Annotated in this window: 20 protein-coding genes and 1 pseudogene; 6 read left to right on the top strand and 15 right to left on the bottom strand. The window is 64.4% G+C overall.

Annotated elements, in window-relative coordinates:
• The coding region (locus HY852_RS25525) for a hypothetical protein (RefSeq protein ID WP_291607691.1) at positions 1-1,401 on the top strand (1,401 nt) is incomplete at its 5' end.
• Between the two features lie 137 nt (positions 1,402-1,538).
• Here the strand turns inward: HY852_RS25525 and HY852_RS25520 are convergent.
• Both HY852_RS25520 and HY852_RS25515 read right to left on the bottom strand, forming a co-directional pair.
• Positions 1,539-2,486, bottom strand: coding sequence for an alpha/beta hydrolase (locus tag HY852_RS25520; protein ID WP_291607690.1), 948 nt, complete (start codon positions 2,484-2,486; stop codon positions 1,539-1,541).
• Positions 2,487-2,625: 139 nt separating this feature from the next.
• A complete protein-coding gene (locus HY852_RS25515; protein WP_291607689.1) occupies positions 2,626-3,405 on the bottom strand; it encodes an SDR family NAD(P)-dependent oxidoreductase in 780 nt (259 codons plus the stop codon).
• Positions 3,406-3,619: 214 nt separating this feature from the next.
• Between HY852_RS25515 and HY852_RS25510 the strand changes: the two genes are divergently transcribed.
• Positions 3,620-4,597 (top strand): DUF2155 domain-containing protein, encoded by a 978-nt coding sequence (locus HY852_RS25510; protein ID WP_291607688.1) that lies wholly within the window; start codon positions 3,620-3,622, stop codon positions 4,595-4,597.
• A gap of 4 nt (positions 4,598-4,601) precedes the next feature.
• Here HY852_RS25510 and aat read toward each other — a convergent pair whose 3' ends face one another.
• The 11 genes from aat to HY852_RS25455 form a co-directional block, all read right to left on the bottom strand.
• Complete coding sequence (gene aat, locus HY852_RS25505) at positions 4,602-5,288, bottom strand: leucyl/phenylalanyl-tRNA--protein transferase (RefSeq protein WP_291607687.1); 687 nt, start codon at positions 5,286-5,288, stop codon at positions 4,602-4,604.
• An 87-nt stretch (positions 5,289-5,375) separates the two neighbouring features.
• The gene (locus HY852_RS25500; RefSeq protein WP_291607686.1) at positions 5,376-6,461 is read right to left on the bottom strand and encodes a histidine kinase dimerization/phosphoacceptor domain -containing protein; all 1,086 of its coding nucleotides are present in this window, start codon (positions 6,459-6,461) and stop codon (positions 5,376-5,378) included.
• Positions 6,458-6,892 carry a response regulator gene (locus tag HY852_RS25495; RefSeq protein ID WP_291607685.1) on the bottom strand — a complete coding sequence of 145 codons (435 nt, stop codon included), beginning with the start codon at positions 6,890-6,892 and terminating at the stop codon, positions 6,458-6,460. The genes HY852_RS25500 and HY852_RS25495 overlap by 4 nt, the downstream gene beginning before the upstream one ends.
• Positions 6,889-8,415, bottom strand: a complete 1,527-nt coding sequence (locus HY852_RS25490) for a CHASE3 domain-containing protein (RefSeq protein WP_291607684.1) — start codon at positions 8,413-8,415, stop codon at positions 6,889-6,891. The genes HY852_RS25495 and HY852_RS25490 overlap by 4 nt, the downstream gene beginning before the upstream one ends.
• Before the next feature lie 113 nt (positions 8,416-8,528).
• Positions 8,529-9,878, bottom strand: a complete 1,350-nt coding sequence (gene accC / locus HY852_RS25485; RefSeq protein WP_291607683.1) for an acetyl-CoA carboxylase biotin carboxylase subunit — start codon at positions 9,876-9,878, stop codon at positions 8,529-8,531.
• An 81-nt stretch (positions 9,879-9,959) separates the two neighbouring features.
• Positions 9,960-10,439: an acetyl-CoA carboxylase biotin carboxyl carrier protein gene (gene accB / locus HY852_RS25480; protein ID WP_291607682.1), complete on the bottom strand. Its 480-nt coding sequence runs from the start codon at positions 10,437-10,439 to the stop codon at positions 9,960-9,962.
• 33 nt (positions 10,440-10,472) lie between these two features.
• A complete protein-coding gene (gene aroQ / locus HY852_RS25475) occupies positions 10,473-10,943 on the bottom strand; it encodes a type II 3-dehydroquinate dehydratase (RefSeq protein ID WP_291607681.1) in 471 nt (156 codons plus the stop codon).
• A gap of 234 nt (positions 10,944-11,177) precedes the next feature.
• Entirely contained in the window at positions 11,178-11,996 is an 819-nt protein-coding gene (locus HY852_RS25470) for a DUF1236 domain-containing protein (protein ID WP_291607680.1), read from the bottom strand.
• Positions 11,997-12,120: 124 nt separating this feature from the next.
• Positions 12,121-13,065 carry a hypothetical protein gene (locus HY852_RS25465; RefSeq protein WP_291607679.1) on the bottom strand — a complete coding sequence of 315 codons (945 nt, stop codon included), beginning with the start codon at positions 13,063-13,065 and terminating at the stop codon, positions 12,121-12,123.
• Between the two features lie 166 nt (positions 13,066-13,231).
• The gene (locus HY852_RS25460; protein WP_291607678.1) at positions 13,232-13,999 is read right to left on the bottom strand and encodes a DsbA family protein; all 768 of its coding nucleotides are present in this window, start codon (positions 13,997-13,999) and stop codon (positions 13,232-13,234) included.
• A gap of 86 nt (positions 14,000-14,085) precedes the next feature.
• Positions 14,086-15,489, bottom strand: a complete 1,404-nt coding sequence (locus HY852_RS25455) for a M48 family metalloprotease (RefSeq protein WP_291607677.1) — start codon at positions 15,487-15,489, stop codon at positions 14,086-14,088.
• Positions 15,490-15,651: 162 nt separating this feature from the next.
• Here HY852_RS25455 and HY852_RS25450 point away from each other — a divergent pair, with 162 nt between their 5' ends.
• The 3 genes and pseudogenes from HY852_RS25450 to HY852_RS25440 all read left to right on the top strand — a co-directional run.
• A complete protein-coding gene (locus tag HY852_RS25450; RefSeq protein ID WP_291607676.1) occupies positions 15,652-16,845 on the top strand; it encodes an aminotransferase class I/II-fold pyridoxal phosphate-dependent enzyme in 1,194 nt (397 codons plus the stop codon).
• Positions 16,846-16,930: 85 nt separating this feature from the next.
• Positions 16,931-17,494 (top strand): biotin transporter BioY, encoded by a 564-nt coding sequence (locus HY852_RS25445; protein WP_291607693.1) that lies wholly within the window; start codon positions 16,931-16,933, stop codon positions 17,492-17,494.
• 89 nt (positions 17,495-17,583) lie between these two features.
• Positions 17,584-17,771, top strand: a pseudogene (locus HY852_RS25440) (dicarboxylate/amino acid:cation symporter); the annotation flags it as partial.
• 9 nt (positions 17,772-17,780) lie between these two features.
• Here HY852_RS25440 and HY852_RS25435 read toward each other — a convergent pair.
• Both HY852_RS25435 and HY852_RS25430 read right to left on the bottom strand, forming a co-directional pair.
• Positions 17,781-19,019 (bottom strand): FAD-binding oxidoreductase, encoded by a 1,239-nt coding sequence (locus tag HY852_RS25435; RefSeq protein ID WP_291607675.1) that lies wholly within the window; start codon positions 19,017-19,019, stop codon positions 17,781-17,783.
• A 65-nt stretch (positions 19,020-19,084) separates the two neighbouring features.
• A complete protein-coding gene (locus HY852_RS25430) occupies positions 19,085-22,168 on the bottom strand; it encodes a ribonuclease E/G (RefSeq protein WP_291607674.1) in 3,084 nt (1,027 codons plus the stop codon).
• A 693-nt stretch (positions 22,169-22,861) separates the two neighbouring features.
• Here HY852_RS25430 and HY852_RS25425 point away from each other — a divergent pair.
• Positions 22,862-24,172, top strand: a complete 1,311-nt coding sequence (locus HY852_RS25425; protein ID WP_291607673.1) for an N-acetylmuramoyl-L-alanine amidase — start codon at positions 22,862-22,864, stop codon at positions 24,170-24,172.
• The last annotated feature ends 111 nt before the right edge of the window (positions 24,173-24,283 follow it).

The raw sequence follows: 24,283 nt of genomic DNA, 5'->3' as shown, positions 1-24,283 counted from the left end.
CTCGCAGTCACCATTTCAGACCCCAACCAATCCGTCACCCTGTTTGGAGACCCCGGATTGCCAATCGGTGGTTGGGGCGGGAACGATGCTCTTACGGCAACTGTCACCGGCTTCGCTTCGGTTGCCTACCTTGTCGGCGAAGACGAGACCATGCATCGCAATTCGCGGGGTGGAGACGACACTCTCGTCGCCACAATTTCAGCTTCAGCTTCAGCAAATTCTGCGGGGGCTTTCGTGTGGGGTGATGCCTCTGTAGCCATGTACGACTGCTCTCGTGGAGGAAACGACAGCATCACGCTCACAAATGATGCTCTCTATTCCTCCCCCATCCTTGTCGGCGATGCCGAGGACATGTTCGACAATGCTCACGGTGGCAATGACACTATCAAGGCCACCACAGCTATCTATCAATCGGGCACTGTTCTTGACGGAGACGCCGGCAGCAGCATGTCGGACCACACAAAAGGAGGCAATGATGCTCTTATTGCACTCGCTCACTCCCTTGGTGGTCTTCAGTCGGGGGGGACCGTCACTCTCAACGGGGATGCCGGTGGTTCCATGACCGCCATGGCGCATGGCGGGGATGATACCCTGACCGCCGCCATTGATGGAGTACAGTGCGGAGGGCGCCTCCGTGGGGATGCTGGTGGCTCTATGACCGACCAGGTGCATGGTGGAAATGATACCCTTACGCTTACCCTGTCATCTGGTTTTGGAGGCAGTCTTGGAGGCAGCGATCTCAGCGGGGATGCCGGTGGTTCCATGACCGACATGGCGCACGGCGGGGATGATACCCTGACCGTGATCATCGACGACACATTCACGGGGGCATTCTTGTCGCTATGCGGGGACGCCGGTGCTTCGATGACCGACAAGGCGTATGGTGGGGATGACAGCCTAACTGTTGAGGGCACCAGCTCTCCACCATTTGCATCGCAAATTTTCCTGTTCGGCGATGCCCCCAACATGTCCGGCCGTGTTCACGGTGGGAACGACGTCCTTAATGGTGGTGGCAACGCCGATTTCCTGTATGGCGATGCGCAGAACTACGCTCCCTCCGCACCCGGCTCGATCACCGGGGGGAAGGATACGCTGAACGGAGGTGGTGGTGATGATCAACTTTGGGGTGGACCGAATAACGACAACTTCAAGTTCGATCTCGGCTCCGGAAACGACACCATTTGGGATTTCAACAAGGGCAACTTGGCTGTCGGCAGCACGGCAGTGGAGCACGACACCATTGACGTCCACGGCTACGGTTTTAAGGACTGGAACGCTCTTCTGGCCGTGATCCAAGACGACGCCAGTGGGAACGCCGTAATCCATCTCACAGCAAACGATACGATTACTCTGGCGGGCGTCGTCGCCGCCCAGATCCATGCTTCAGATTTCGTCGTCTGAGACGCCCTTGATGAGGTCTGAAGCTCGACACTTCCGGTACTGCCCCTTGGCGGACATTCCGGTGTGGACCTCCAACTTCCCCTTTCAAGAGTGATGCGGGTATCGTCATTTCAAGCTGAAGGGGGAGTTAGATTTGTCTAATTCATCCCCTTCAACCATTTCCCGATATCGCTTGCCGCGACATTGGCCTGCTGCAACAGCTTGCCCATGGTGAAGAAGCCGTGGAACTGGCCGGGGAAATGCTTGTAGGTCACGGGCACGCCGGCCCGCTTCAGCCGCTCGGCATATTCATCGCCTTCGTCGCGCAAGGGGTCGGCGCCCGCGGTGAGGACATAGGCGGGCGGCAGGCCGATCAGCGTCGTCGCCCGCGCGGGTGAGGCGCGCCAGTCGTGCACATCAGCGGTGCTGTCGAGATAATGGTCGTAGAACCAGCGGATGACGGAGTGCGTCAGGAGGATGCTGGTTTCCGGCTCGCTGTGCGACGGATGCGCCAGCGCACAGTCCACGGCCGGATAGATCAGGACCTGTCCCGCAATCGCAGGTCCATCGCCGTCGCGCGCCGCAATCGAAACCACCGCGGCAAGGTTGCCGCCGGCGCTGTCGCCGCCGACGCTGAGGCGATCCGCATCGATGCCAAGTTGTTTCGCGTTCGCGGCGATCCATTTGGTCGCCGCGATGGAGTCGTCCACGGCCGCCGGGAATTTGTGCTCGGGCGCGAGGCGGTAGTCCACGGAGACGACGATCAGTTCGCCCTGGTCGGCAAGCTTGCGGCACACCACGTCGTGGGTCTCGAGGTCGCCGATCACCCAGCCGCCGCCATGGAAGAACACCAGCGCCGGCGACAGCCCGTCCTTCTGTCTCAGCTTCTTCGGGGTGTAGACGCGCGCCGGGATCTGGCCGTGCGGGGCGGGGATCGACAGCGGCTCGACGCTCGCAAGCTCCGGCGGCTCGGGATTGCTGACAAAGCGCGCCTGCGAATAGTAGGCGCGCGCTTCCGGTGCCGTCAGGGTTTCGTACGCCGGGCGGCCGGCTTCCTGGAAAGCCTTGTAGACGGCGGCGGCATCGGGATCGAGAACGACGGGCATGGGGAAGGACCTTTGGGTTCTGGTTGTCGTTGGCCGTCATTCCGGGGCGCGACGAAGTCGCGAGTCCGGAATCCATAACCACCATCGGGAGTATGGATTCCGGGCCTGGCCCTTCGGGCCATCCCGGAATGGAGGGAGGCTAGCCGGCGGTGCGCCCACCGTCGACGGTGTAGGCGGAGCCGGAAACGTAGCTCGCCTCATCCGAGGCGAGGAACGCCACGATGGAGGCGACTTCGGACGCCCGGCCGAGCCGGCGCGCAGGAATGCGCTCGACGATCTTCTCGTTCGGGATCGGCGCGTTGGAAGGATTACGGCCTTCGATGATCGAACTCAGCATCCGGCTGTCGATCATGCCTGGGCAGACGCAGTTGACGCGCACGGAAGCCTTGCCGCATTCGATCGCGGCGCTCCTGGTGAGACCGATCACCGCGTGCTTGCTCGCGCTGTAGACGGCGATGTCGGGCGCGCCGATCAGGCCCGCGATGGAGGCGGTGTTGATGATGCTGCCCTTGTTGCGCGCGAGCATGACCGGCAGCACGTGCTTCAGGCCGAGGAAAACCCCGACCACGTTGACATCGAGCACGCGGCGAAAGCTCTCCAGCGAATAGTCGGTAAGCGGCGCAATATCGCCCTCGACGCCGGCATTGTTGTAGAACACGTCGATCTTGCCGAACCGGTCGATAGCGGTACGGACATATTTCTTCACCTCGTCCTCAGCGGTGACATCGGCACTGATGGCGAGCGCTTCTGCGGAAGCCGGCAAGTCCCGGATGGCGGCCCCAAGGTCCTGCTCCTGGCGGTCGACCGCGACAATTCGTGCGCCGCGCTCGGCGAGCCGCTTTGCCGTGGCGCTGCCGATGACGCCGGCAGCCCCGGTGACAACGGCGACCCGGCCGTCGAGGCGAATGCGATCAGGCATGAAGTCTCCCCCCATTTTGTCTTGCTCCGGTTGCGCCGGGTTGCTCGAAACGGGAGGACTATCCCATCTGGGAGGCGGCCTGACCAGTGTTTGGCGGGACGGTCGCCCTTTCCCCGCCGTATTCGGCGTGTTAACCGGAGGGCTGCGAGCGGCCGATATACCTTTACCCCGGTACAATGTTCAAAAGCCCGATTCGCTGTTGAAGCCGCGCGAGATGTTTCGAACCCTAGCCCTGACAGGTCTTGCGGCCCTCCTGGCCGCCACCGCGCTCCCGCTTGCGCAGCCCGCGCGCGCGCAGATCGGCACTATTTTTTCCGACACTCCGCCGCGTCCGCCGGGCAACATTCCGCGTGGCGGGCAGCCCCAGCAGCAATTGCCTGAGGACGAGGAGGAGGTGCCGGAGTTGCCGCCACAGGGGCGTGTGCTGCCCACTCCCAATCGTCCTTATCCGGGGCAGCAGGGTAATGCCTTGCCGGGCCCGGTGCAGTCGCAGCCGCTGGCACCCCCGCCGGGGACCACTGTCCTTCCTCAAAACCAGCAGCCTTCGGCCGCGGTCGCGCCACCGAGCCCTTCGGCCGCGCCGCAGCCGGGGGCCAATCAGGTTTTGCCGGGACTGCCGCCAGGGCAGCGCCAGCCCAAGGGCGTACCGCAGACTCCGGCGAGTCTGCAGCCCGGCGACGAAATCGTGACGGAGCCGCCGGCCCAGAAGATCGTGAACAAGAAGGCGACCTTCTCGGGTCTGGACAAGATCACCGGCCGCATCATCAATTTCGACGAAGAGATCGGCGAGACCGTGCAGTTCGGAGCGCTGCGCGTCAAAACCAATGCCTGCTATACCCGTCCGGCGACCGAGGCCGCCAATACCGACGCTTTTGTCGAGGTCGACGAGATCACGCTGCAGGGCGAGGTGAAGCGGATCTTTTCGGGATGGATGTTCGCGGCGAGCCCGGGGCTCCATGGCGTGGAGCATCCCGTTTACGACATCTGGCTCACTGACTGCAAAGAACCGCAAACAACGATCGCAACCGCGGCGCCCGAGCCGCCGAAGCCGCCTCAGCCTGCACAGAAGAGGCCGCCGGCTCCCAAGCAGGCCGGGCAGCGCCCGCCGCAGCCGATGCAGCAGCCGCAATCGCAGCCGCCGCCTCCACCGCCGCCGCAACAGCCGAGCTTCTTCCCGCCGTTTGGCAGGTAGTCGATTAGTTCTTGGTGCTTCCAGCGATGATCTCGAGCGCGCGTTCGCCCGAGAGCGGCTGGTCGACCGGCAATCTCAGGAAATTCGCCGGCTCTCCCGTCAATGCCTTGTCAAGCAGGGCGGTGTAACGCCGCCGCGGGATCTCGACCGCACCAAACGTGCGCAGATGCTCGGTGACATATTGGGTATCGAGCAGCTCGAACCCGCCGTGGATCAGTCGCGCTACCAGGTGGACCAAGGCCACCTTCGAGGCGTCGCGGACGCGGTGAAACATGCTTTCACCGAAGAACGCGCGTCCGAGGCTCACGCCGTAAAGTCCGCCGACGAGGTCGTCGTCCTTCCACACTTCGACGCTGTGACAGTGTCCGAGTTCGAACAGCCCGGTATAGAGGTCGCGGATGCGCTTGTTGATCCAGGTGTCCTCGCGTCCCGCCTGAGGCGCGGCGCAGCCGGCAATGACTGCCTTGAAGGCGGTGTTGACCGTGACCTTGAAGATGTCGGTTCGCACGGTGCGCGCAAGGCGCGAGGCGATGCGAAAGCCGTCGAGCGGGATCACGCCGCGGATTTCCGGCTCGACCCAGAACAGCGTCGGATCGTCGGCGCTCTCCGCCATGGGGAAGATGCCGCAGGCGTAGGCACGCAGCAGGACGGGCGGTGTGATTTCCGAGGACGCGGAGTCGCGTGATGTCATGCGGACCAGGATAGCAGGATTGGAGAGACTATGCGACTGTGATGCGTTAACGGCGCGCCGTTCCGACGGTGGATGAGATGCACTCGCTCAGCCGACAGCAACGCTGGCCGGCTTGGCCTGCGCGGCGCGGCTGAAGGTGAGTACCAATCTGGTGCCGGCATGGCTTGGGTCGCGTTCGATGCTGGCGTCGAGCTTGGAGGCCATCGCGGCGACGATACGCTGGCCCATGCCGGTCGATCGCGGATCGGATGGGACATTGATGCCGACGCCGTTGTCGGCGATCGACAGCACCACATTGCCGCCTTGCGCGGAAAGTTCCACGTGAATGGGGCCGGCGCGGTCGGGATAGGCATACTTCACGGCATTCATCACCAGCTCGTTGACGATGATGCCGATCGCCACCGCCCGGTCCGGGTCGATCTCGATCGGCTCAGCCTTGAGTGTCAGCCGCGACATCCTGTTGCCTTCGGCCGAGCGCCTGAGATCATCGAGCAGCGAGTCGAGATACTGGCTGAGCACCACGCTCTTCAGATCCTGCGAGGTGTAGAGCCGGCGATGAACCTGCGCGACGGCCGCGACGCGTCCCATCGCATTGGTCAGCGCGGCCTTGACGTCCTCCCGGGTCGCGGAATTGGCCTGTAGATGAAGAAGTGAGGCGATGATCTGCAGCGAGTTGCCGACGCGGTGGTTGACCTCGCGCAGCAGGAGTTCGCGTTCCGCGGCAAGCGCGGCGTAGCGGTCGCGCGAGGCATGGACTTCCGCCTCGGCCTCCTCGCGCGCCCGCTGAATCTCGGCCTGGCGCAACGCGCCGTCGGCGGCCACCTGCAACAATGGAATGAAATCGCCCGTGGCATCCTTGACGAGATAGTCGGCGGCGCCCGCCTTCAGCGCGGTCACCGCGATCTTGGAGTCCTGGGCTGCGGTGACAAACACGACCGGCGGCGCGCCGGGTATCGCCATGATCTGTTCCAGGGTCTCGATGCCGTCGAAACCCGGCATGTACTGGTCCAGGGCGACCACATCGATGCCGCCCTGGCGGATGCGTGCAAGGCCGGTCTCGCCGTCCGGCGCGTGGACGACGTTGAAGCCGCGGCGCCTCAAGCCGCGCTCGACGAGACGCGCCAGCGCCTCGTCGTCGTCGATATAGAGCAGCGTGGGCATTGCAGGGGTCATGTTCGGGGAACCTGGATCACGGAAAAGAATAGGCCCAGCTGGCGAATGGCGTTGGCGAAACTCTCGTAGTTCACGGGCTTGACGATGTAGACGTTGCAACCGAGCTCGTAGCAGCGCTGGATCTCCTGGGAGTCGTCGGTCGTTGTGAGAACCACAACCGGAGATCTCTTCAGACACTTGTTCTCCTTGATCCGGCGCAGGATCTCGATTCCGGTCATGTCGGGCAGGTTGAGATCGAGCAGAATGAGCAGCGCGCGGCCCCTTTGCGCGAGGCCCGAGCCGTCGGCGCCAAAGAGATATCTGACCGCGTCTGTACCGTTGTTGAACGGGACGATCTCATTGTTGACGCCGGCGCGCCGGATATTGCGCTCAATCAGGCGCGCGTGCCCCTCGTCGTCTTCGATCATGATGATGGTGACCGGCTTGCTCATGACTCCCTGTTCCGGTTGCTGGCGTTCCATTTGATCGGCAAGGTGATCGTGAAGGTGCTGCCGGCGTTGAGTTCCGACTGTACGGACATCGTACCGCCAAGCCGGCGGACCAGCGCGCGAACATGCGCAAGCCCAATGCCTTGTCCTGGCTTGTCCTGGGTCCCTGCGCGGCGGAACAGGTCGAATATGCGCTGATGATCCTTGGGGTCGATGCCGCGACCGTTGTCGGTCACCTCGAAAATAGCATAGCCGAGCTTGCTCCGGCCGCGGACTGTGATCTGCCCGGGAACTCCCGGCTTCAGGTACTTGATCGCGTTGTCGATGAGGTTGGAGAAGATCTGCTCGATCGCGAGGCGATCGCTGGTGATGTCCGGGAGTGGATCAATGCGGATCTGGGCGTTGGCCTCCGCTGCCTGGTGAGCGATCGTCGTGACGATCGCTTCGATCTGCTCGCGCATGTCGATCATGATCGGTTCGAATTCGCGCCGCCCCTCGCGGGTGAGGTTCAGAATTGCGGTGATCAGGCGGTCCATCTTGCCGATCGACGATTTGATGAAGGACAGCGCTTCGGAGAAATCCTGCGAGAGCTGCCTGTCGGGGTCGTCGAGCACGAGTCCGGCGCCGTCGGCGGATGCGGCCACCGGCGCGGCGGCGGAGTTGCGGGTGAGGCTGGCGATGCGGCGGAAGATATCCTTGCCGAGCTCTTCCAGCTCGGAGGTGAAGCCCATGATGTTGACCAGCGGCGCGCGCAGGTCGTGGCTGACGATATAGGCGAAGCGCTGGATCTCGTCGTTGGCCTCGCGCAGATCGGCGGTGCGTTCGTCGACGGTGGCTTCGAGGTGGACATTGGCATCGCGCAGCAGCGCCTCGGCTTTGTCGCGCGCACGCGTTGAGCGCCGCACCAGCCACACCGCGATGCATGCCAGCACCACGACAAGGCCAGAGCCGATGCCGGTCATCGAGGCGGCCAGCGTCTGGCTGCGGTCGGCATTGGCGGTCCGCTGCGCGAACAGCTGCTCTTCCGCGCTGATCATGCCGGTGGCGACAGCGCGGATGATGCCCGTGGGGTCGCCGGCCGCGGCTTCGCGCACGAGGGCGGTTGCGCCGGCGCGATCGTCCTGCTTGATCAAACTGATTTCCTGCGCGAACTGGGCGAGCCGCTTCTCCAGCGCCGCGCGCAGCAACTTCACGCTTTCGGCCTGCACCGGATTGTGCCGGGTGGTCGCGGCGAGCTTGTCGACCGCGGGCATGATTGCCGCAACCGAAGTTTCGTGATCCGAAAGGAACTGTTGTCCCGAGGTCAGCAGATATCCGCGCGCGCTGCTCTCCGCCCGGCGGATCTGGAGAAGCAGCGCGTTGACCTGGTTCTGCACCTCAATGGCGTGCAACACCCAGGCGTTGTCGTCCCGCGCCTTGTTCACAAGGTAGACCGAGCCGGCGCTGATTACGGTCAGCACCAGCAGTCCCGCTGCAAACAGCAGGATCTGTCCTAGGGCACGCCGGCGCCTCAGGTCAGGCGTCACGGCCAGCTCGCGTGGCAAAGTGACGAATTTCGTCTCCCCCCGAGCGGAACTCCGAGGGCCGCTTAACGCATCAGGGGGCTGTTGGGTTCCCGAGAATGCCAGAATTCCGGCGGTCAGCCGCCGGACTGGCCGGACAGGTACTGTTCGAGCCAGTGGATGTGATAGTCGCCGTTGATGATGTCCGGCTCGCGGACGAGGGCGCGGAACAGGGGGAGGGTGGTCTCGATGCCGTCGATCACGATCTCATCGAGTGCCCGGCGCAGCCGCATCAGGCACTCGTCGCGCGTCTTGCCGTGGACGATCAGCTTGCCGACGAGGGAGTCGTAATAGGGGGGGATGATGTAGCCCTGGTACACGGCGGAATCGATCCGCACGCCCAAGCCGCCGGGCGGATGATATTGCAGGATGCGGCCCGGCGACGGACGGAAGGTCTGCGCGTTCTCGGCGTTGATGCGGCATTCGATGGCATGGCCGATGATGGAGATTTCCTCCTGCCTCACCGGCAGATCGCCGCCGGCGGCGATGCGGATCTGCTCCAGCACGAGGTCGAAATCCGTGATCATCTCGGTGACGGGATGCTCGACCTGGATGCGGGTGTTCATCTCGATGAAATAGAACTCGCCGTCCTCGTAGAGAAACTCGACCGTGCCGACGCCCAGATACTTCATCTGCTGCATCGCCTTGGCGACGGTCCCGCCGATCTTCTTGCGCGCCGCCGCGTCAATGACGGGCGAGGGGCCTTCCTCCCAGATCTTCTGATGCCGGCGCTGGAGCGAGCAGTCGCGTTCGCCGAGATGGATGGCGCCGCCGCGGCCGTCGCCCAGAACCTGGATTTCGATGTGGCGCGGCTTTTCGAGATACTTTTCGAGGTAAACGGAAGCATCGCCGAAGGCTGCCCTGGCTTCGTTCGCCGCGGTCTGCAGCGCAAGCGCAAGGTCATCGGGCGTGCGCGCGATCTTCATGCCGCGCCCGCCGCCGCCGGCGGCCGCCTTCACCAGCACCGGAAAGCCGATGTCCTTTGCGATCGCCAAGGCGTCATCGTCGGGGCCGACCGCGCCGTCCGAGCCCGGCACCACGGGAATGCCGAGCTTTATGGCGGTTTTCTTGGCTTCGATCTTGTCGCCCATCAGGCGGATATGCTCGGGCTTCGGACCGATGAAATGCAGATTGTGCTCGCCGAGGATTTCGGCAAAGCGGGCATTCTCCGACAAGAAGCCGGACCCCGGATGGACGGCGTCCGCCCCCGTGATCTCGCACGCCGCCAGCAGCGCCGGGACATTGAGATAGCTGTCCTTCGACGGCGGCGGGCCGATGCACACGCTCTCGTCCGAAAGCCGCACGTGCATGGCATCCGCGTCGGCGGTCGAGTGCACCGCAACGGTCGAGATGCCGAGCTCCTTGCAGGCCCGCAGGATGCGTAAGGCGATCTCGCCGCGGTTGGCTATGAGGATCTTGTCGAACATGATGTCCTGCCGCGAATGGCGAGTGGCGAATAGCGAATAAGGAAGCGAAGAACCATTCGCTATTCGCTACTGCCCATTCGCCTACTCAATAATGACCAGCGGTTCGCCGAACTCGACCGGCTGGGCGTCTTCGACCAGGATCTGCGTCACCGTGCCGGCGCGCGGCGAGGGAATTTGGTTCATCGTCTTCATCGCTTCGATGATGAGGAGCGTCTGGCCGACCGATACCTTGGTGCCGACCTCGATGAAGGGCTTGGCGCCCGGCTCAGGGGCCCAATAGGCGGTGCCGACCATCGGCGAGGTCACGACTCCCGGATGCTTCGACAGATCCGTAACCGCTGCAGCTGGCGGCACCGCGGCGACCGGCGCGGCAGTCGTCACGACCGTTGGCATCGAAGCGGCGATGCTGACATTGCGCGCGACGCGCACCCTGAGGCCCGCGCGCTCGATCTCGATCTCGGTGAGGCTCGTCTCGTCGAGCAGGCTCGCGAGCTCGCGGATGAGTACGCTGTCGTCGCTGGAAAATTTTGCGGCTGCTTTGTCGTCAGGCTGGCGCGCCATGATCTTGAATCCGGACCTTCTGTTGAGCGTGCGTCAGGCTTTGGCCTTTGCGCCGATCCTGGCGGCAAGGCCGTTGATTGCGAGGCGGTAACCGTCGATGCCAAAACCGCAAAGCGTCGCAAAGGCGGCGCGCGCGATGAAGGAATGATGGCGGAAGCTCTCGCGGGCGTAGATGTTGCTGACGTGCACTTCGACGGTCGGGATCTTGACCGCAACGAGCGCATCGTGCAGCGCGATCGAGGTGTGCGAATAGGCGCCTGCGTTGATGACAATCCCGGCGACCTTCCCGGCGTGCGCCTCGTGGATGAAGTCGACGAGTTCGCCTTCGCTGTTGGACTGGCGGCAGTCCGCGTTCAGTCCGAACTGTGCGGCGGCGTCGGCGCAAAGCTTCTCGACGTCGGCCAGCGTGGCGTGGCCGTAGGTCTCCGGCTCACGAGTCCCCAAGAGGTTGAGGTTCGGCCCGTTGAGGACGTAGATCGTCGTTTCGGCTGCTGATTTGGCCATCCAGGTCCCGGCGATGCGGCGGCAGGTGGCGGGGTTATAGGTAACAACGGGGCCAAGGGGAAGCCTTCAGGCCGTCCGGATAACCTTCAAATACCTCATCCGGCTTGCAAAAAGCTGTGTGGAAGCTGCGGAAAACGCTTGTTAACCAGTACAGAGGATGCTGCCCGCGACGGCGCAGGCAGCGAAAAGGGGCGGGCTTTGCTGCCCGCCCCTCGCGACTACCGCCAGTCGGCCTCACACGTTGAGGACGGCGACGATCTCGTAGGTATTGGGGTCAATGATCACGATCTCATCGCGGACCAGGATGTACTTGTAGGTACGCCACTCCGGATAGATGGATACGACCCTGGGCGGAAGCGCATGAAGCTCGATGCCTTCCCGTGGGACGCGGGTGCCGACCGAAATGGTGAAGTTTACATTGTTCACCGGGGTCACGCGCTGCTCTCGGATCACGGACGTGATCTGCGTACGCTGCTCGGTCGAGAGCTTCGCACCAGCGCCGGCCTGACCGGTGGTCTGGGTCGAGGTCGTGGTGCCGGTCTGGCCCTGAGCGGTGCCGGTCTGGCCCTGAGCGCCGGTGCCGGTCTGACCCTGGCGCATCTGGGTGTCGCCGCCGCTCTTGCTGTCTTCAGCCTTCATGTCCTTCTGGCCGCCCTTGGTCTCGGTCCCGGAGCTCTTCGACTTCTGAGCTGGCTGCTGACCTTGCTGCTGGCCTTGCGCACGATCCTCGGCGCGCGAGCCCTTAGTTGCACCAGCCTTGTCGTCAGCCGACTGGTCCTTCTTCATGGCACCGGACGGGCGATCTTCCGTCGACTGGCCCGACTTCATCGAACCGGACTGTCCCTGGCCGACCGTGCCCTTTTCCTGCTTGCCCATCGACTCCTGCTTGGAGTCCTGCTTGCCCATCGAGCCGCCGCGCTCAGCCGCGCCGCCCGACGGCTGCTGGTACTGCGCGCCGGATCCGCCCTTGTCGCTCATGCCTTGTGCGTTTGCGAAACCGGTTCCGGCAAGCAGTGCCAGCGCGGCAACCGAAATCATAAAGCGGTTAGTCATTGAGTTCTCCTCACGTCTCACAATGCGTCATTGCCCGCGCGGACAACGAAAAGAGATGCCACTAGTTCCGAAAGGGGCGGCGGTTTGTCGGCGTTGGTTTCATGAATGCGGGATGAACGGCGAGTCATCCGCAGGCCCATTCAAACGCCATAGTTGCGAGATCGAGCTGGCCATTCCCTGCGCCGAAGTTGAAACCGCCGAACTCCTCTTCGATCTCGAGATAGGTCGGGCTGTATCTCGGCGTCCACTGAGAAGGAAACATCGTGCCGCCGAGGTGGTTGCGGCCATGAAAGCGCTTCAACTCGATCGCTTCACCCTCTTTGCCGTAGGGCTGGATGTAATTGCCGGGTTCGTCCGCGTGCAGGATTTCGTCGCGCGGCGGCTTGCCCACGTTCGGATCGCCTTCACGCGCCGCAATCGCGATGCCATAGGCGTTATGGCCGACCTCGGGGATGCGGCCAAAGAGGCGGTACCAGTACTTCTGTTCAAGCCCGTCACAATTTTCATAGTTGCTGTCATGGCAGCCGACGCGGACATCAAAGACGGCGCGAGCCAGACCCTTCTCGAGCCAGGATGGCGGCGGGTTTTGCTGGAGCAGAAGATTGCCGGCAAGGTCAGGCGGTGTGCACAGAGGTCCCGTGAACTCCGCTTCCGTGAGCCAGATCGCCGCGTAATTGCGGTCGATGGCGTCCCGCATGCGAAATTCCATCGGGTGCCGGTTCAGACGGTATTTCCAGAAAGGCAGCAGATCAGCACGGCGCAGAGGTCCGACGGTGTCGGCCGCGAGATACTCGGCGACCTCTTCGACCTCTTTGGGGTCGTCATGCTGCTGGTCAGCGAACATCGTGAGCGCGACAAGATCGCGTCCCTTCGTGCGATACTGTTCGGGAATGCACAGGGTGAAGCAGTGCTGCATGGGAAAGCCGTCATGAGGGCTGAGCGGCCACTGCTCCTGAGCAATTCCGGGCGGCAGGCCGTAGCACCAGCCGTGATCGCGTTCGGTGCCGCGCGCCGGCGGCTCCTTCAGAAGCTCAAGATCGTAGGCCGTGCTCGGCGCTGCGGGCGTCATGCGGAGGGGCTCCTCTGGTGCGATCACTCCTTTGGTTGTGGTCGTCTCGCTCTTGGTTCGGCGCCTGGTGCGCGGCGCAACAAAAAGGCCGGCTGTCCAGCCGGCCTTTTCTTACCCATTCCTATTTGCAGATTGCCCGCCTATTTGCAGATTGCCCGGCGCGCGCTCAGCACGACGCCTTGCCGCAGCGCGCGATGCCGATCTTTTCCCTCAAGCCGTCCACACCGATGGCACCGATCACGATCTGCTTGCCGATCACGTAGCTCGGCGTTCCGTTCATGCCCATCGCTTCGGCGAGCTTGAAGTTCTCCTCGAGCGTTGCGCGCACCTCCGGACTCGACAAGTCCTTCTCGATCCGCGCGACATCAAGGCCCGCGTCCTTGGCGGCGGCAAGGGCGCGCGCCTTGTCGGCGGGGCCGCGGCCGTTGAGCAGCTTCTGGTGGAAGTCGAGATATTTCTTGCCGGATGGGTCCTGCATGCGCACCGCGACGCCCACTTGCGCCGCTTCGATCGAGCCCTGGCTCAATACCGGAAACTCCTTGAGCACGATCTTCAGCTTCGGATCGGTCTTGAGCAGATCCATCATGTCGACCATCGCGCGCTTGCAGTAGCCGCAATTGTAATCGAAGAATTCGACGAAGGTGACGTCGCCGTCGCGGTTGCCGACGACCACGCCGCGCGGCGAGTTGAAGATCGCATCGGCATTTTGTGTGATGCTTGCTTCGTGCTTCTTGGTTTCGGCGGCGGCCTGGCGCTTGCTGAGCTCGGCCATCGCCTCTTCGAGCACTTCGGGATGGGCAATCAGGTAATTCCTGACGATCGACTCGATATCCCCGCGCTGGGCGTCGGAGAAGCTGTCGGCGGAGGCGACCTTCGGGACGCAGCAAAGAGCGAGCGCAAGCAGCGCGGGAACGAGCAGGCGTGACGAAGGCATCGATAAATCCTCTTGCTGAAAGCCGGTTCTAACAGAAGTTTCTGATCAAGTGGAGTTTTCTGATCGAGTGACAGTGCGGTTTACATCTAGTTGCTGCGCTGGCCCGGGGGCTTCGCCGTGACGATGTCGTCGGCCTTGACCCAGCCAGGGGTGCCGATCGCGAAACGCGTCTTGGCGCGCGTGGCGAGTTCGCGCGCGGTCTTGTTGTCGCCGCGAAGGTAGGCGGCTTGCGCCGATGCAAGGTCCGCTTCCGCGTAGTTTCCCTTTCTGCCATAGGCCATGGCGAGCTGCATGTAGCCGAGCGGCGCCTCCGGCTCGCGCATCACCGCGGCCCTGAGAATCCGGATCGCCTCGTCCGTGTAGGCCTTATTCTCGGTTCCGACCAGCGCCTGTCCAAGTAACATCTCCATGAGCGGCGCGCTGCCCGAGAGCTGAACGGCCTTCTGCAGCGGCGCGATCGCCTCGGCCGGCTTGCCGCTTTCAAGGAGGGCCTGGCCGCGCACTTCATGGAAGTAGGGGTTGTTCGGCTGCACCTGGATCAGCGCATCGATCTGGGAAAGTGCGCTGCGCAGATCGCCGTGAAGATAGGTGACGATCGCCCGCGCGTAGCGGGCCGGCGGGCTGTCATTGGACGGCGGATAACGTCGATAGACGGTTTCCGGCCGTTCCATGAAGGCCGAGATCTTCGCGCGCACCATGTCGTGACGCAGTTGCAGGGCCGCGTCATCCTTCTTGTCCCAATACGGGCTGGTGCGGGCGAGCTCCGCGAGCGCGGCAACGCGATCGGACGGCATCGGGTGCGACTGCAGATAGGGATCGGCGCCTCGCGCGGCAAACAGGCTTTCGCCGCTGAAGCGCTTGAACGTCTCGTACATACCCCTCGGCGATTGGCCGGTTGCGGTCAGGAACTTCACGCCCGCGCGGTCGGCGTTCTCTTCCTGCTGGCGCTGATAGGACAGCAGCGAGCGACGGATCATCTCCTGCGGACCGGCAATCGCGGCCGCGCCGGCGTTGGCGAGCCCGCTGTTCGCATTGCCGCCCCTCGCGCCGGCAATGACGGCGCCGGCGCCGAGCAGCATGGCGATGATCATCTGGGTCTGCGCATTCGCCAGCTGCTCGCGAAGCTTGGAGAGGTGGCCGCCGGCAAGGTGCCCGGTCTCGTGCGCAAGCACGCCGATCAATTGGTTCGGTGTCTCCGACTGCATGATCGCGCCGTAGTTGACGAAGATCCGGCGGCCATCGGCGACGAAAGCGTTGAACGAGCTGTCGTTGACGATGACCATATGGATGTTCTGCTTTTCCAGACCGGCAGCGCGCAGGATGGGCCGCGTGTAGTCGCGCAGCAACTGCTCCGTCTCGGTGTCGCGCAGGACCGGCGGCCCCTTCCTCTCCTGGGCCTGCGCGGCCATCGGCGAAACGGCAAGTGCGGCCGCGGTGACGACGGCGGTCAGGGCGGCGGTCTTCTTGCGCAGGGATATGCGGAGCAGCATAGAGCAGCCTTGGAAAGCGATCTCTTTGATCGGTTTTGACGGTTGGCGGCGGAGCGGATACGGGATATGTCCCTTACAAGCCGCACAATGCGGCCAGTCTGGGGCGCAAACGGCGCCGTCCCGCCGGTCCTCGACCGGCGAGAAGCGAATTAGCAGATATCGATGCTTGATGCGACAGTAAGAGACCGGGCAGGGCAGCTGTTGACGCCATCCCGCCGCAGCGATGTTCCTCCATTCATGGTCATGGACGTCATGGCCGCCGCCGCGCGCATCGAGGCGGCCGGCGGTCACGTCATCCACATGGAAGTCGGGCAGCCTGCGGCCTCGGCGCCGAAGGCGGCGATCGTTGCCGCCCACGCCGCGCTCGATTCCGGGCGAATCGACTACACCTCCGCTCTCGGCATTCCCTCGCTGCGTGAGCGCATCGCGCGGCATTATCGTGACACCTACGGCTGCTCAGTGAGCCCCGACCGAGTGGTGGTGACCACGGGTTCCTCCGGCGGCTTCGTCCTGGCGTTTCTCACGCTGTTCGAGCCCGGCGACCGGGTCGCGGTCACGGTACCGGGCTATCCGCCATACCGCCACATCCTGACGGCGCTCGGCTGCGAGCCGGTACTGATCGAGACATCAAGCGCGACGCGTCACGCCCTGACGGGCGAAGCTCTGCTTGCCGCCCATCGCAAGACGCCGCTGAAGGGCGTTCTGGTGGCAAGCCCGGCCAATCCGACCGGCACGATGATGTCGAAGGAAGCGCTTTCGAGCCTGATGTCGGCGGCGCAGGGCGCGGGCATTCGCTTCATCTCCGACGAGATCTATCACGGTCTCGACTACGCCTTTCCGGCGGTGACGGCGGCGCAGCTGTCGGAGCAGGCGCTCGTCATCAATTCGTTCTCGAAGTATTTCTGCATGACGGGATGGCGGGTCGGGTGGATGGTCGTGCCCGAAACCCTGGCGCGGCCGATCGAACGGCTGCAGCAGAATCTGTCGATCTCGGTGCCGACGCTGTCGCAGATCGCGGCGGAGGCCGCATTCGACGGTCGCGACGAAATGGAAGAGATCAAGCACGGCTATCAGGAGAACCGCCGCATCCTGATCGAGGGACTTCCGAAGGCCGGCCTCAAGAAGTTCTTGCCGGCGGACGGCGCGTTCTATCTCTACGCCGACGTGTCGGATTTCACCTCCGACAGTTTCGAGTTCGCCAAGCAGATGCTGGAACAAGCGCGCGTCGCCGCGACCCCGGGCAGCGATTTCGACCCGGTGCATGGTCGCTCCTTCGTCCGCTTCTGCTACGCCGGCTCGGCCGCGGAGATGCAGGAGGCCGTTGCCCGCATCACCGCATGGCTCAACAGGCGCTGACTTTTTCGACAGACCTAACCAAAGCGAGTTGCTCATGACACCCAAGTTTGACTCCAAGCCCGCCTCGGCGGCCCGTCTTCCTCTCATGGCCGCGCTGTGGCCGGCCGCGCATGGCACGACGGCCGAGGTGGGGCGCGCGACCGTCCTGGTCGTCCTCGGCTCGGCGCTGCTCGCGCTCTCGGCCAAGGTCAACGTCCCCCTTCCATACGTTCCGATGACGATGCAGACTCTGGTCGTGCTGATGATCGGAGCCGGTTGCGGCGCGCGGCTCGGAAGTATCACCGTGATGGCCTATCTGGCCGAGGGCGCGCTCGGGTTGCCGGTCTTCGCGGGACCGGTCGGCGGCATCGCGCCGCTGATGGGTCCGACGGCGGGATACCTCGCCGGCTTCGTCGGTGCGGCGTTCGTCACCGGCTGGCTGAGCGAACGCGGATGGGACCGCTCGGTATCCTCCCTGTTTGCGGCGATGGCATTGGGGCACGTTATCATCCTTGCGGCCGGATTTGCCTGGCTCGCCGCCGGGATGAATTTTGGTGCCGAGAAGGCCTGGGTGGTGGGTGTCGTCCCTTTCATCGTCGGCTCGATCGTCAAGACCGCGCTCGGCGCGGCGCTCCTGCCGGCGGCAAGGCGCCATCTCGATCGGGACTGAATTGCCGTCCGTTAGAGCTATCTCGGCCTAATGATCTTGGTGGCTCTGGAGGAACGCCGTAAGCCGGCGGGGACGGGTTCTAAAGGAGCATGGCGATCGGATTCTCGATCGACAAGTTCATGAGCAAGGTTCGCGCGCTTACCAACATCACCGGCAACGGCGTCGCGGCCGTGTTCGTGTCGTGGTGGAAGGCGAGCTCGATCACCAGCGGCTGCACGAGAACCTGAACAAGCAGATCGATCCGTCGGACGTCGAAACCGCCATCACGACGGATTGAAGAGACTGCTCAGAAGCGGTCCGGCCGGTAGGGCGAAGGGTCCACGGCCGGCGCTTCGCCGCTCATCAGTTCGGAAAGCAGGCGGCCGGTCGCGGGCCCCAGGGTAAATCCCTGGTGGCCGTGCCCGAAGTTCAGCCACAGGCCCCGGTGCCGCGTGGCGCGGCCGATGACGGGGAGCATGTCGGGCGTGCAGGGCCGGGTGCCGCACCATGGCGTGGTCTCGACGGCGGTGCCGAGATCGAGCAGTTCCCGTGCTACGGCTTCGGCGCGCGTGAGCTGGACCGGCGTCGGCGCCGCCTCGGGGCTTGTAAGCTCGGCGCCGCTGGTGATGCGCAATGAATCTGCCATCGGCGCCATCGCATAACCGAAGGTCGGGTCCACCAGCGGCAGATCGAGCGTGCGACCTCCGCGATAATGGCGGTGATAGCCGCGCTTGCGCACCAGCGGAAAACCATAGCCGAAGCGGCGCAACAGATCAGGGGACCATGGCCCAAGCGCCACCACGGCAGCTTCGGCATCGATGCGTCCCGCTTCGGTCGCAAGTGTCCAGCCGGAGGAAGTCTGCGTCAGAGCCTGCGCATCTCCCCGCAGGAGCGTGCCGCCGAGGCGGCAGAAGAGATTGGCATACGCCGCGACCAGTCCGCCAGGATCCGATACAGTCCAGGGATCCAGCCAGTGGATGGCGCCGGGCAGGTCGTCCTTCAGAATCGGCTCGGCCTTGGCGAGCTCGCGTCCGGTCAGAACGCGAAACTGCACGCCAAATTCGCGGCGATTGGCTTCCGCGATCGCAACGGCCTCGTCGAGCGCCGCCCGGTCACGGTGCAGAAGCCGATAGCCGTCGTGCCGCACGAGCGCGCCTGCGTCGGCGTCGCGGATCAGAACATCGTGCTCGGACGTGGCGTGCGCGATGATGGCGGCATAGGCGAGCGTAATGCGGCGATGGCGCGCGGGCGCGGAATGCCACCAGTAACGCAGCAGCGGGCCGACATGGTGCGGCAGCGACATCAAGCGATAGCGCACCTCATTGGCGCGGCCCGTCGCGATCCTCACGAACGAGTCCAGATCGCGCGGCATGGCGTAGGGCCGCACGGCTTCACTCTGGATGATGCCCGCATTGCCGTAGCTCGTCTCCCGGCCGGGCTCCCTGCGGTCGACCAGCACCACCGACCAGCCGCGCCGCACGAGATGCAGGGCCGAGGCGACGCCGACCATGCCGGCACCGAGGACGATCGCGCTTTGTCTGGACATGGTTTGTCTAGTCGAGCCCGGAATCAAAAAACCGCCCGGCGGGGCCGGGCGGTTTGATGTTCATGTTATTCGCCACCGCCGAACCGGCGCGACCACCAGCCCGCACGGCGAGGCCGGGTCGGGCTTTCGCTTGCCGGCTCGTTCGAGACTTCAGCAGCCGGAGCCGGTGCTGCGACCGGTGCGGGGGCAGGCTCGATTGCCGACGGGATAACCGGCGCGGCCGGCTCTGACGGACCGCTGGACAGGAAGCTGACTTTCTCGCGGACCGTGGAGCGGCGGCGCGCGGCCTTTTCGCTCTCTGCCGCAGACTCTTCGGCGACGGCAGGCGCTGGCTCGGCCCCGGGCTGGTCCTGCGTCGTCGGTTGGGGGGAGGCTGCTTCCGGCTCTGCGATGGGCGGCGAAGGTTGTGCCGTGAAGCCATCGAAATCGGCCACGGCCTCGGCCGCCTCGGACGGGAAGCTCGGCCTGAGTTCGTCGGTGATCGATCCTGCGAGGCCATCCTCCGGACCGCCACGCCGGCGGCGGCCGCCGCGGCGTCCGCGCCTGCGTCGCCGCTCGCTGCCGAGCTGTTCGGTGCGCGCCAGAGCTGACTGCTCCTCGCCCTCGTCCTCCTCGGATACAGGCTCTTCTTCCTGCCCTTCGGCAATCAGAGGCTCCGGAAGCGTCGGCTCGGTGTCCTCGCGCAGCACGGTATCGTCGCGATCCTCGCGCGGCTCGGCTTCGCGCGCGCCGCCGGCACGGCCGCGGCGGCGGCGGCGTCGCTTGCGCCGCTGCTGGCCATCGCCCTCGCTTGCCTCGGCTGCCTGTTCGTCGGAGAGACCTTCGGTTTCCTCGGTCTCCACTTCGGACTCGGTCTCGATGTCGAACGGCTCTTCCTCGTCGAAGGCCTCTTCGGTCGACATCGGGCCGGCTGCGGCTTGCGCCGCGAGCAGCGCCTTTGCGGCCTCCAGCGTATGCACCTGTTCGCCGCGATCGATGACGTAGGATTGCAGGCCGGTCACCGACTGATCGGCGATGATCGACAACGTGACCTTGAAGCTGTTTTCGAGGTCGCGCAGATGACTGCGCTTGTGGTTGAGGACGTAGAGCGCGACATCCGTGCGGGTGCGCACCACCAGATTGTGGGTCGCGCCCTTCATCAGGATTTCCTCTAGCCCGCGCAAGAGCTGCAGCGCGACCGAGGATACCGAACGCACATGGCCGGTGCCGCCGCATTGCGGGCAGGGTTCGGTCGAGCTCTCCAGGACGCTCGCGCGGATGCGCTGGCGCGACATCTCCAGAAGGCCGAAATGCGAGATGCGCCCGACCTGAATGCGCGCGCGGTCCTGCCTCAGGCAGTCGGAGAGCTTGCGTTCGACCGAGCGGTTGTTGCGCTTCTCGTCCATGTCGATGAAGTCGATGACGATGAGGCCGGCAAGGTCGCGCAGGCGCAGCTGGCGCGCGACCTCTTCGGCCGCCTCCAGATTGGTCTTCAGCGCGGTGTCTTCGATATGATGCTCCCGCGTCGAGCGGCCGGAGTTGACGTCGATCGAGACCAGCGCCTCGGTCTGGTTGATGACGATATAACCGCCGGAGCGCAGCTGCACGGTCGGGGAGAACATCGCGTCGAGCTGGCTCTCCACTCCCATGCGCGAGAACAGCGGCTGGCCGTCGCGATAGAGCTTCACCGCGCGAACGTTGGTCGGCATCAGCATCTTCATGAAATCGCGCGCTTCGCGATAGCCGCCTTCGCCCGCGACCAGGATTTCATCGATCTCCTTGTTGTAGAGATCGCGCAACGAGCGCTTGATCAGCGAGCCTTCCTCGTAGACGAGGGTGGGGGCCTGCGACCTCAAGGTCATGTCGCGCACGGTCTCCCACAGCCGGAGCAGGTATTCGAAGTCACGCTTGATCTCCGGCTTGGTCCGCGAGGCGCCCGCGGTGCGCAGGATGACGCCCATGCCCTCGGGCACATCGAGGTCCTGCACCACTTCCTTCAGCCGCGAGCGGTCCTGCGCCGAAGTGATCTTGCGGCTGATGCCGCCGCCGCGGGCGGTGTTGGGCATCAGGACGGCATAGCGGCCCGCGAGCGAGAGATAGCTCGTCAGCGCGGCGCCCTTGTTGCCGCGCTCTTCCTTGACCACCTGCACCAGCATCACCTGGCGGCGCTTGATGACTTCCTGGATCTTGTACTGGCGACGGGGGCGGAACGTCCGCTCCGGCACTTCTTCCAGCACGTCGTCGCCGCCGACCGATTCGACGAGTTCCTCTTCGATCTCCTCGTCGCTCTCCTCATCGTCCTCGGCAAGCGCGTCGGCGAGCTGTTGGTCGTGCGGAGCCTCGTCCTGCTCGTCAGCAGCCTGCTCGGACTGCGCTGTCTCTTCGGCGAACGCTTCCTCGTCGTGCTCGTCTTCGACGTCTTCTTCCGTACCGTGCTCGGCGCCGGCAACAGGAGCTTCGTCGCGGGCTTCGGCGACAGCCGGCTCCAGTGTTTCCGCGGATTGGGGCTCTGCCGGAGCAACGGGCTCGGAGGGCGGCGAGGCGAGAGCCTCGATCGCCTGTGCATCTTCGGCGCGCTCGCCCGTGTGCGCCTCGGCATGGTGCGCCTCATGGTCATGCCCGTCGTGATCATGCGCGTGCTCGTCGCCAAAGTGGTCGTGGGGCGCGAACTCGTCATGGGCGGCCGCTTCGAGCTGTTCGCCTTCGTGTGAATGCGCCGCGCCGCCTTCCGCATGTGCCTCGGCGTCGATCGGCTGCTCAGAGGTTAGGCCCTCGACAATCTCGCTCTGGATCCGTTCGCCGTGCCCGCGGCGGCGGGCGCTGCGGTTACGTGAGCGCCGGCGGTGATTCGACCGTTCGCTCTCCTCTTCCGCCTCCCGATGGGCCTGCTCCTCGGCTTCGATCAGCGCCTGCCGATCGGCAACCGGGATCTGGTAATAGTCGGGATGAATTTCGCTGAAGGCGAGAAAGCCATGGCGATTGCCGCCGTATTCGACGAAGGCGGCCTGGAGGGAAGGTTCTACCCGCGTGACCTTGGCGAGGTAGATATTGCCGCGCAGTTGCTTGCGCTGGGCAGTCTCAAAATCAAATTCCTCGACGCGATTGCCACGGACCACGACAACCCGGGTCTCTTCCGGGTGGGTGGCATCGATCAACATCTTGTTCGGCATATTGCAACTCTTGACGGCGGCAAGCGCGGTTCACCGTAGGCGCGTACCGCGCCGCCGGGTGGCGCGACGGTCCACCTGATTCGGGGGTTAGGGGAAGGCCAAAACGCAACTCGCAGCGCCGTTCCGAACGGTGTTCCAATGGAGCAATGCGGCGCGCGGAGCTTTGCCTCCGCAACGAAGCGAATTGTCCATCGGGTTTGGTCGGCACAGTCTGGCGCATCAAAGCGTCGGCCCGTCTGAAGCATGGGCGGCGAAAGGCACCGCCTTTGTGTCTCGCTGATGGCCAGGTGTGGCGCGGAAGCGCTCGCCTGAAGATCTCATCCGATCCCCTGGGGGGCTCGGGGTAACGGGCTACGCCGATCTCAAAGCCGTCCCTGGAACAAGATGGTAACCTGGGGCGGATGCCGCTCGGGCTCAAGACCGTCCCGCCTGCCGCCGCGCACCGCGCTGGCTTGGGTGGATCGGAAAGACGCTGGAATCCCAAAGGGGTTCCGGCGCTGCACCGGGAGGCTGAATACGACACAACCGGAAATATTGGCCATCAGCCCCCTCTACATACGAGGATTACGTCATGCGTGCAAGGGAGCGTCGCCGCGCCGCAACAGTCGGCGTTATTCGCTGAACCCCGGTTAAGTGCCGATTAACCGTGTGGTTCTATTTCGATAGAAGGGGCGCTCGGAGGGCAGGGATCCGGTGGCTAGCCGAGCAAAACATCGTGTTCTGGAAGGCGCCGCGCTGCTGTTTTGCGCCACGGTACTGGCGTGCTCCGGTTCGTTCCGTCCCGCTGCGGCCCAGAGCCTGCCGCGGCCGATTGTTTCCAGCCCCGGCGTACCAGTCGCTTTCGGGGCCCGGCTGGCAGGCGATTCCAAGCAGACCCGATTCATTCTCGACCTGGACCAGGCCATCCAGTTCCGCGCCTTCACCCTGGCCGACCCGTACCGGGTGGTCGTCGACGTTCCGCAGGTTTCGTTCCAGCTGCCGCAGGGTGTCGGTACGGCCGGGCGAGGGCTGGTAAAAGCCTTCCGCTACGGCATGGTGATGCCGGGGGGCTCGCGGATCGTGTTCGACCTGACGGGCCCTGCGAGGATCGCCAAGTCCTACGTGCTTGAAGCAGCCAATGGACAGCCGTCGCGCCTGGTGCTCGAACTCGAAGAGGTGGAGCGTACCGCCTTCCAGCCGTCACCTGCTCCGGAAAACCGGCCCGAGCTGCGCCCGACCATTGCCGATGCTGCCGCGACCGCAGCCCCAACGATCCCGACCGAGGCGGCAACTCCGAAGCCTGCGCCCACCCGCGCCGATCCGCGCCCGGTCGTCGTGATCGACCCCGGCCACGGCGGGATCGACAACGGCACGCAGTCTTCTGGCGAAGCCGAAAAGAACCTGGTGCTGGCGTTTGGCCTCGCGCTGCGCGACCGGCTGGAGAAGAGCGGCAAGTACCGTGTCGTCATGACACGGACCGACGACACCTTCATCCCGCTCAGCGACCGCGTGAAGATTGCGCGCAACCAGTCCGCCGCCTTGTTCGTCTCGATCCACGCCGACGCGCTGCCGCGCCACGAGGGCGACGCCCAGGGCGCGACGATCTACACCCTGTCGGACCGTGCGTCCGACGCGGAAGCGGAGCGGCTGGCCGACGCGGAGAACAGGGCGGATGCGATTGCCGGCGTCAACCTGACGGAGGAGCCGACCGATGTCGCCGATATCCTCATCGACCTGGCGCAGCGCGAGACCCGTACGTTTTCGAACCGCTTTGCCCGGCTGTTAATGAGCGAGATGAGGCACACGGTGCGGATGCACAAGCATCCGCTGAAGTCGGCCGGTTTCCGGGTATTGAAGGCGCCCGACGTGCCGTCGGTGCTGGTTGAACTCGGATACGTCTCGAACAAGAGCGATCTCGAGCACCTGGTTTCGGACAGATGGCGCTCCAAGACGGTCGGTTCGATGGCGCAGGCGATCGACGCGTTTCTGGCCAAACGCCTGGCCACGGCGGGCCCGGCCCACTGAGACAGCCCTAGTTTGGCCACAGCGGCCCCTTTTATAAGACCGCAGCGAGGGGTAGGGAGTCGATCGCAATTCCCCCTCGGCCAGCGCCAGCGTATTATGGCATGGAGCGGT

This window comes from Bradyrhizobium sp. (assembly GCF_016213215.1).
In the GTDB taxonomy this organism is placed as follows: domain Bacteria; phylum Pseudomonadota; class Alphaproteobacteria; order Rhizobiales; family Xanthobacteraceae; genus Bradyrhizobium.
The sequence above is the reverse complement of the archived record's forward strand: the minus strand, read 5'-3'. Positions and strand labels throughout refer to the sequence as shown.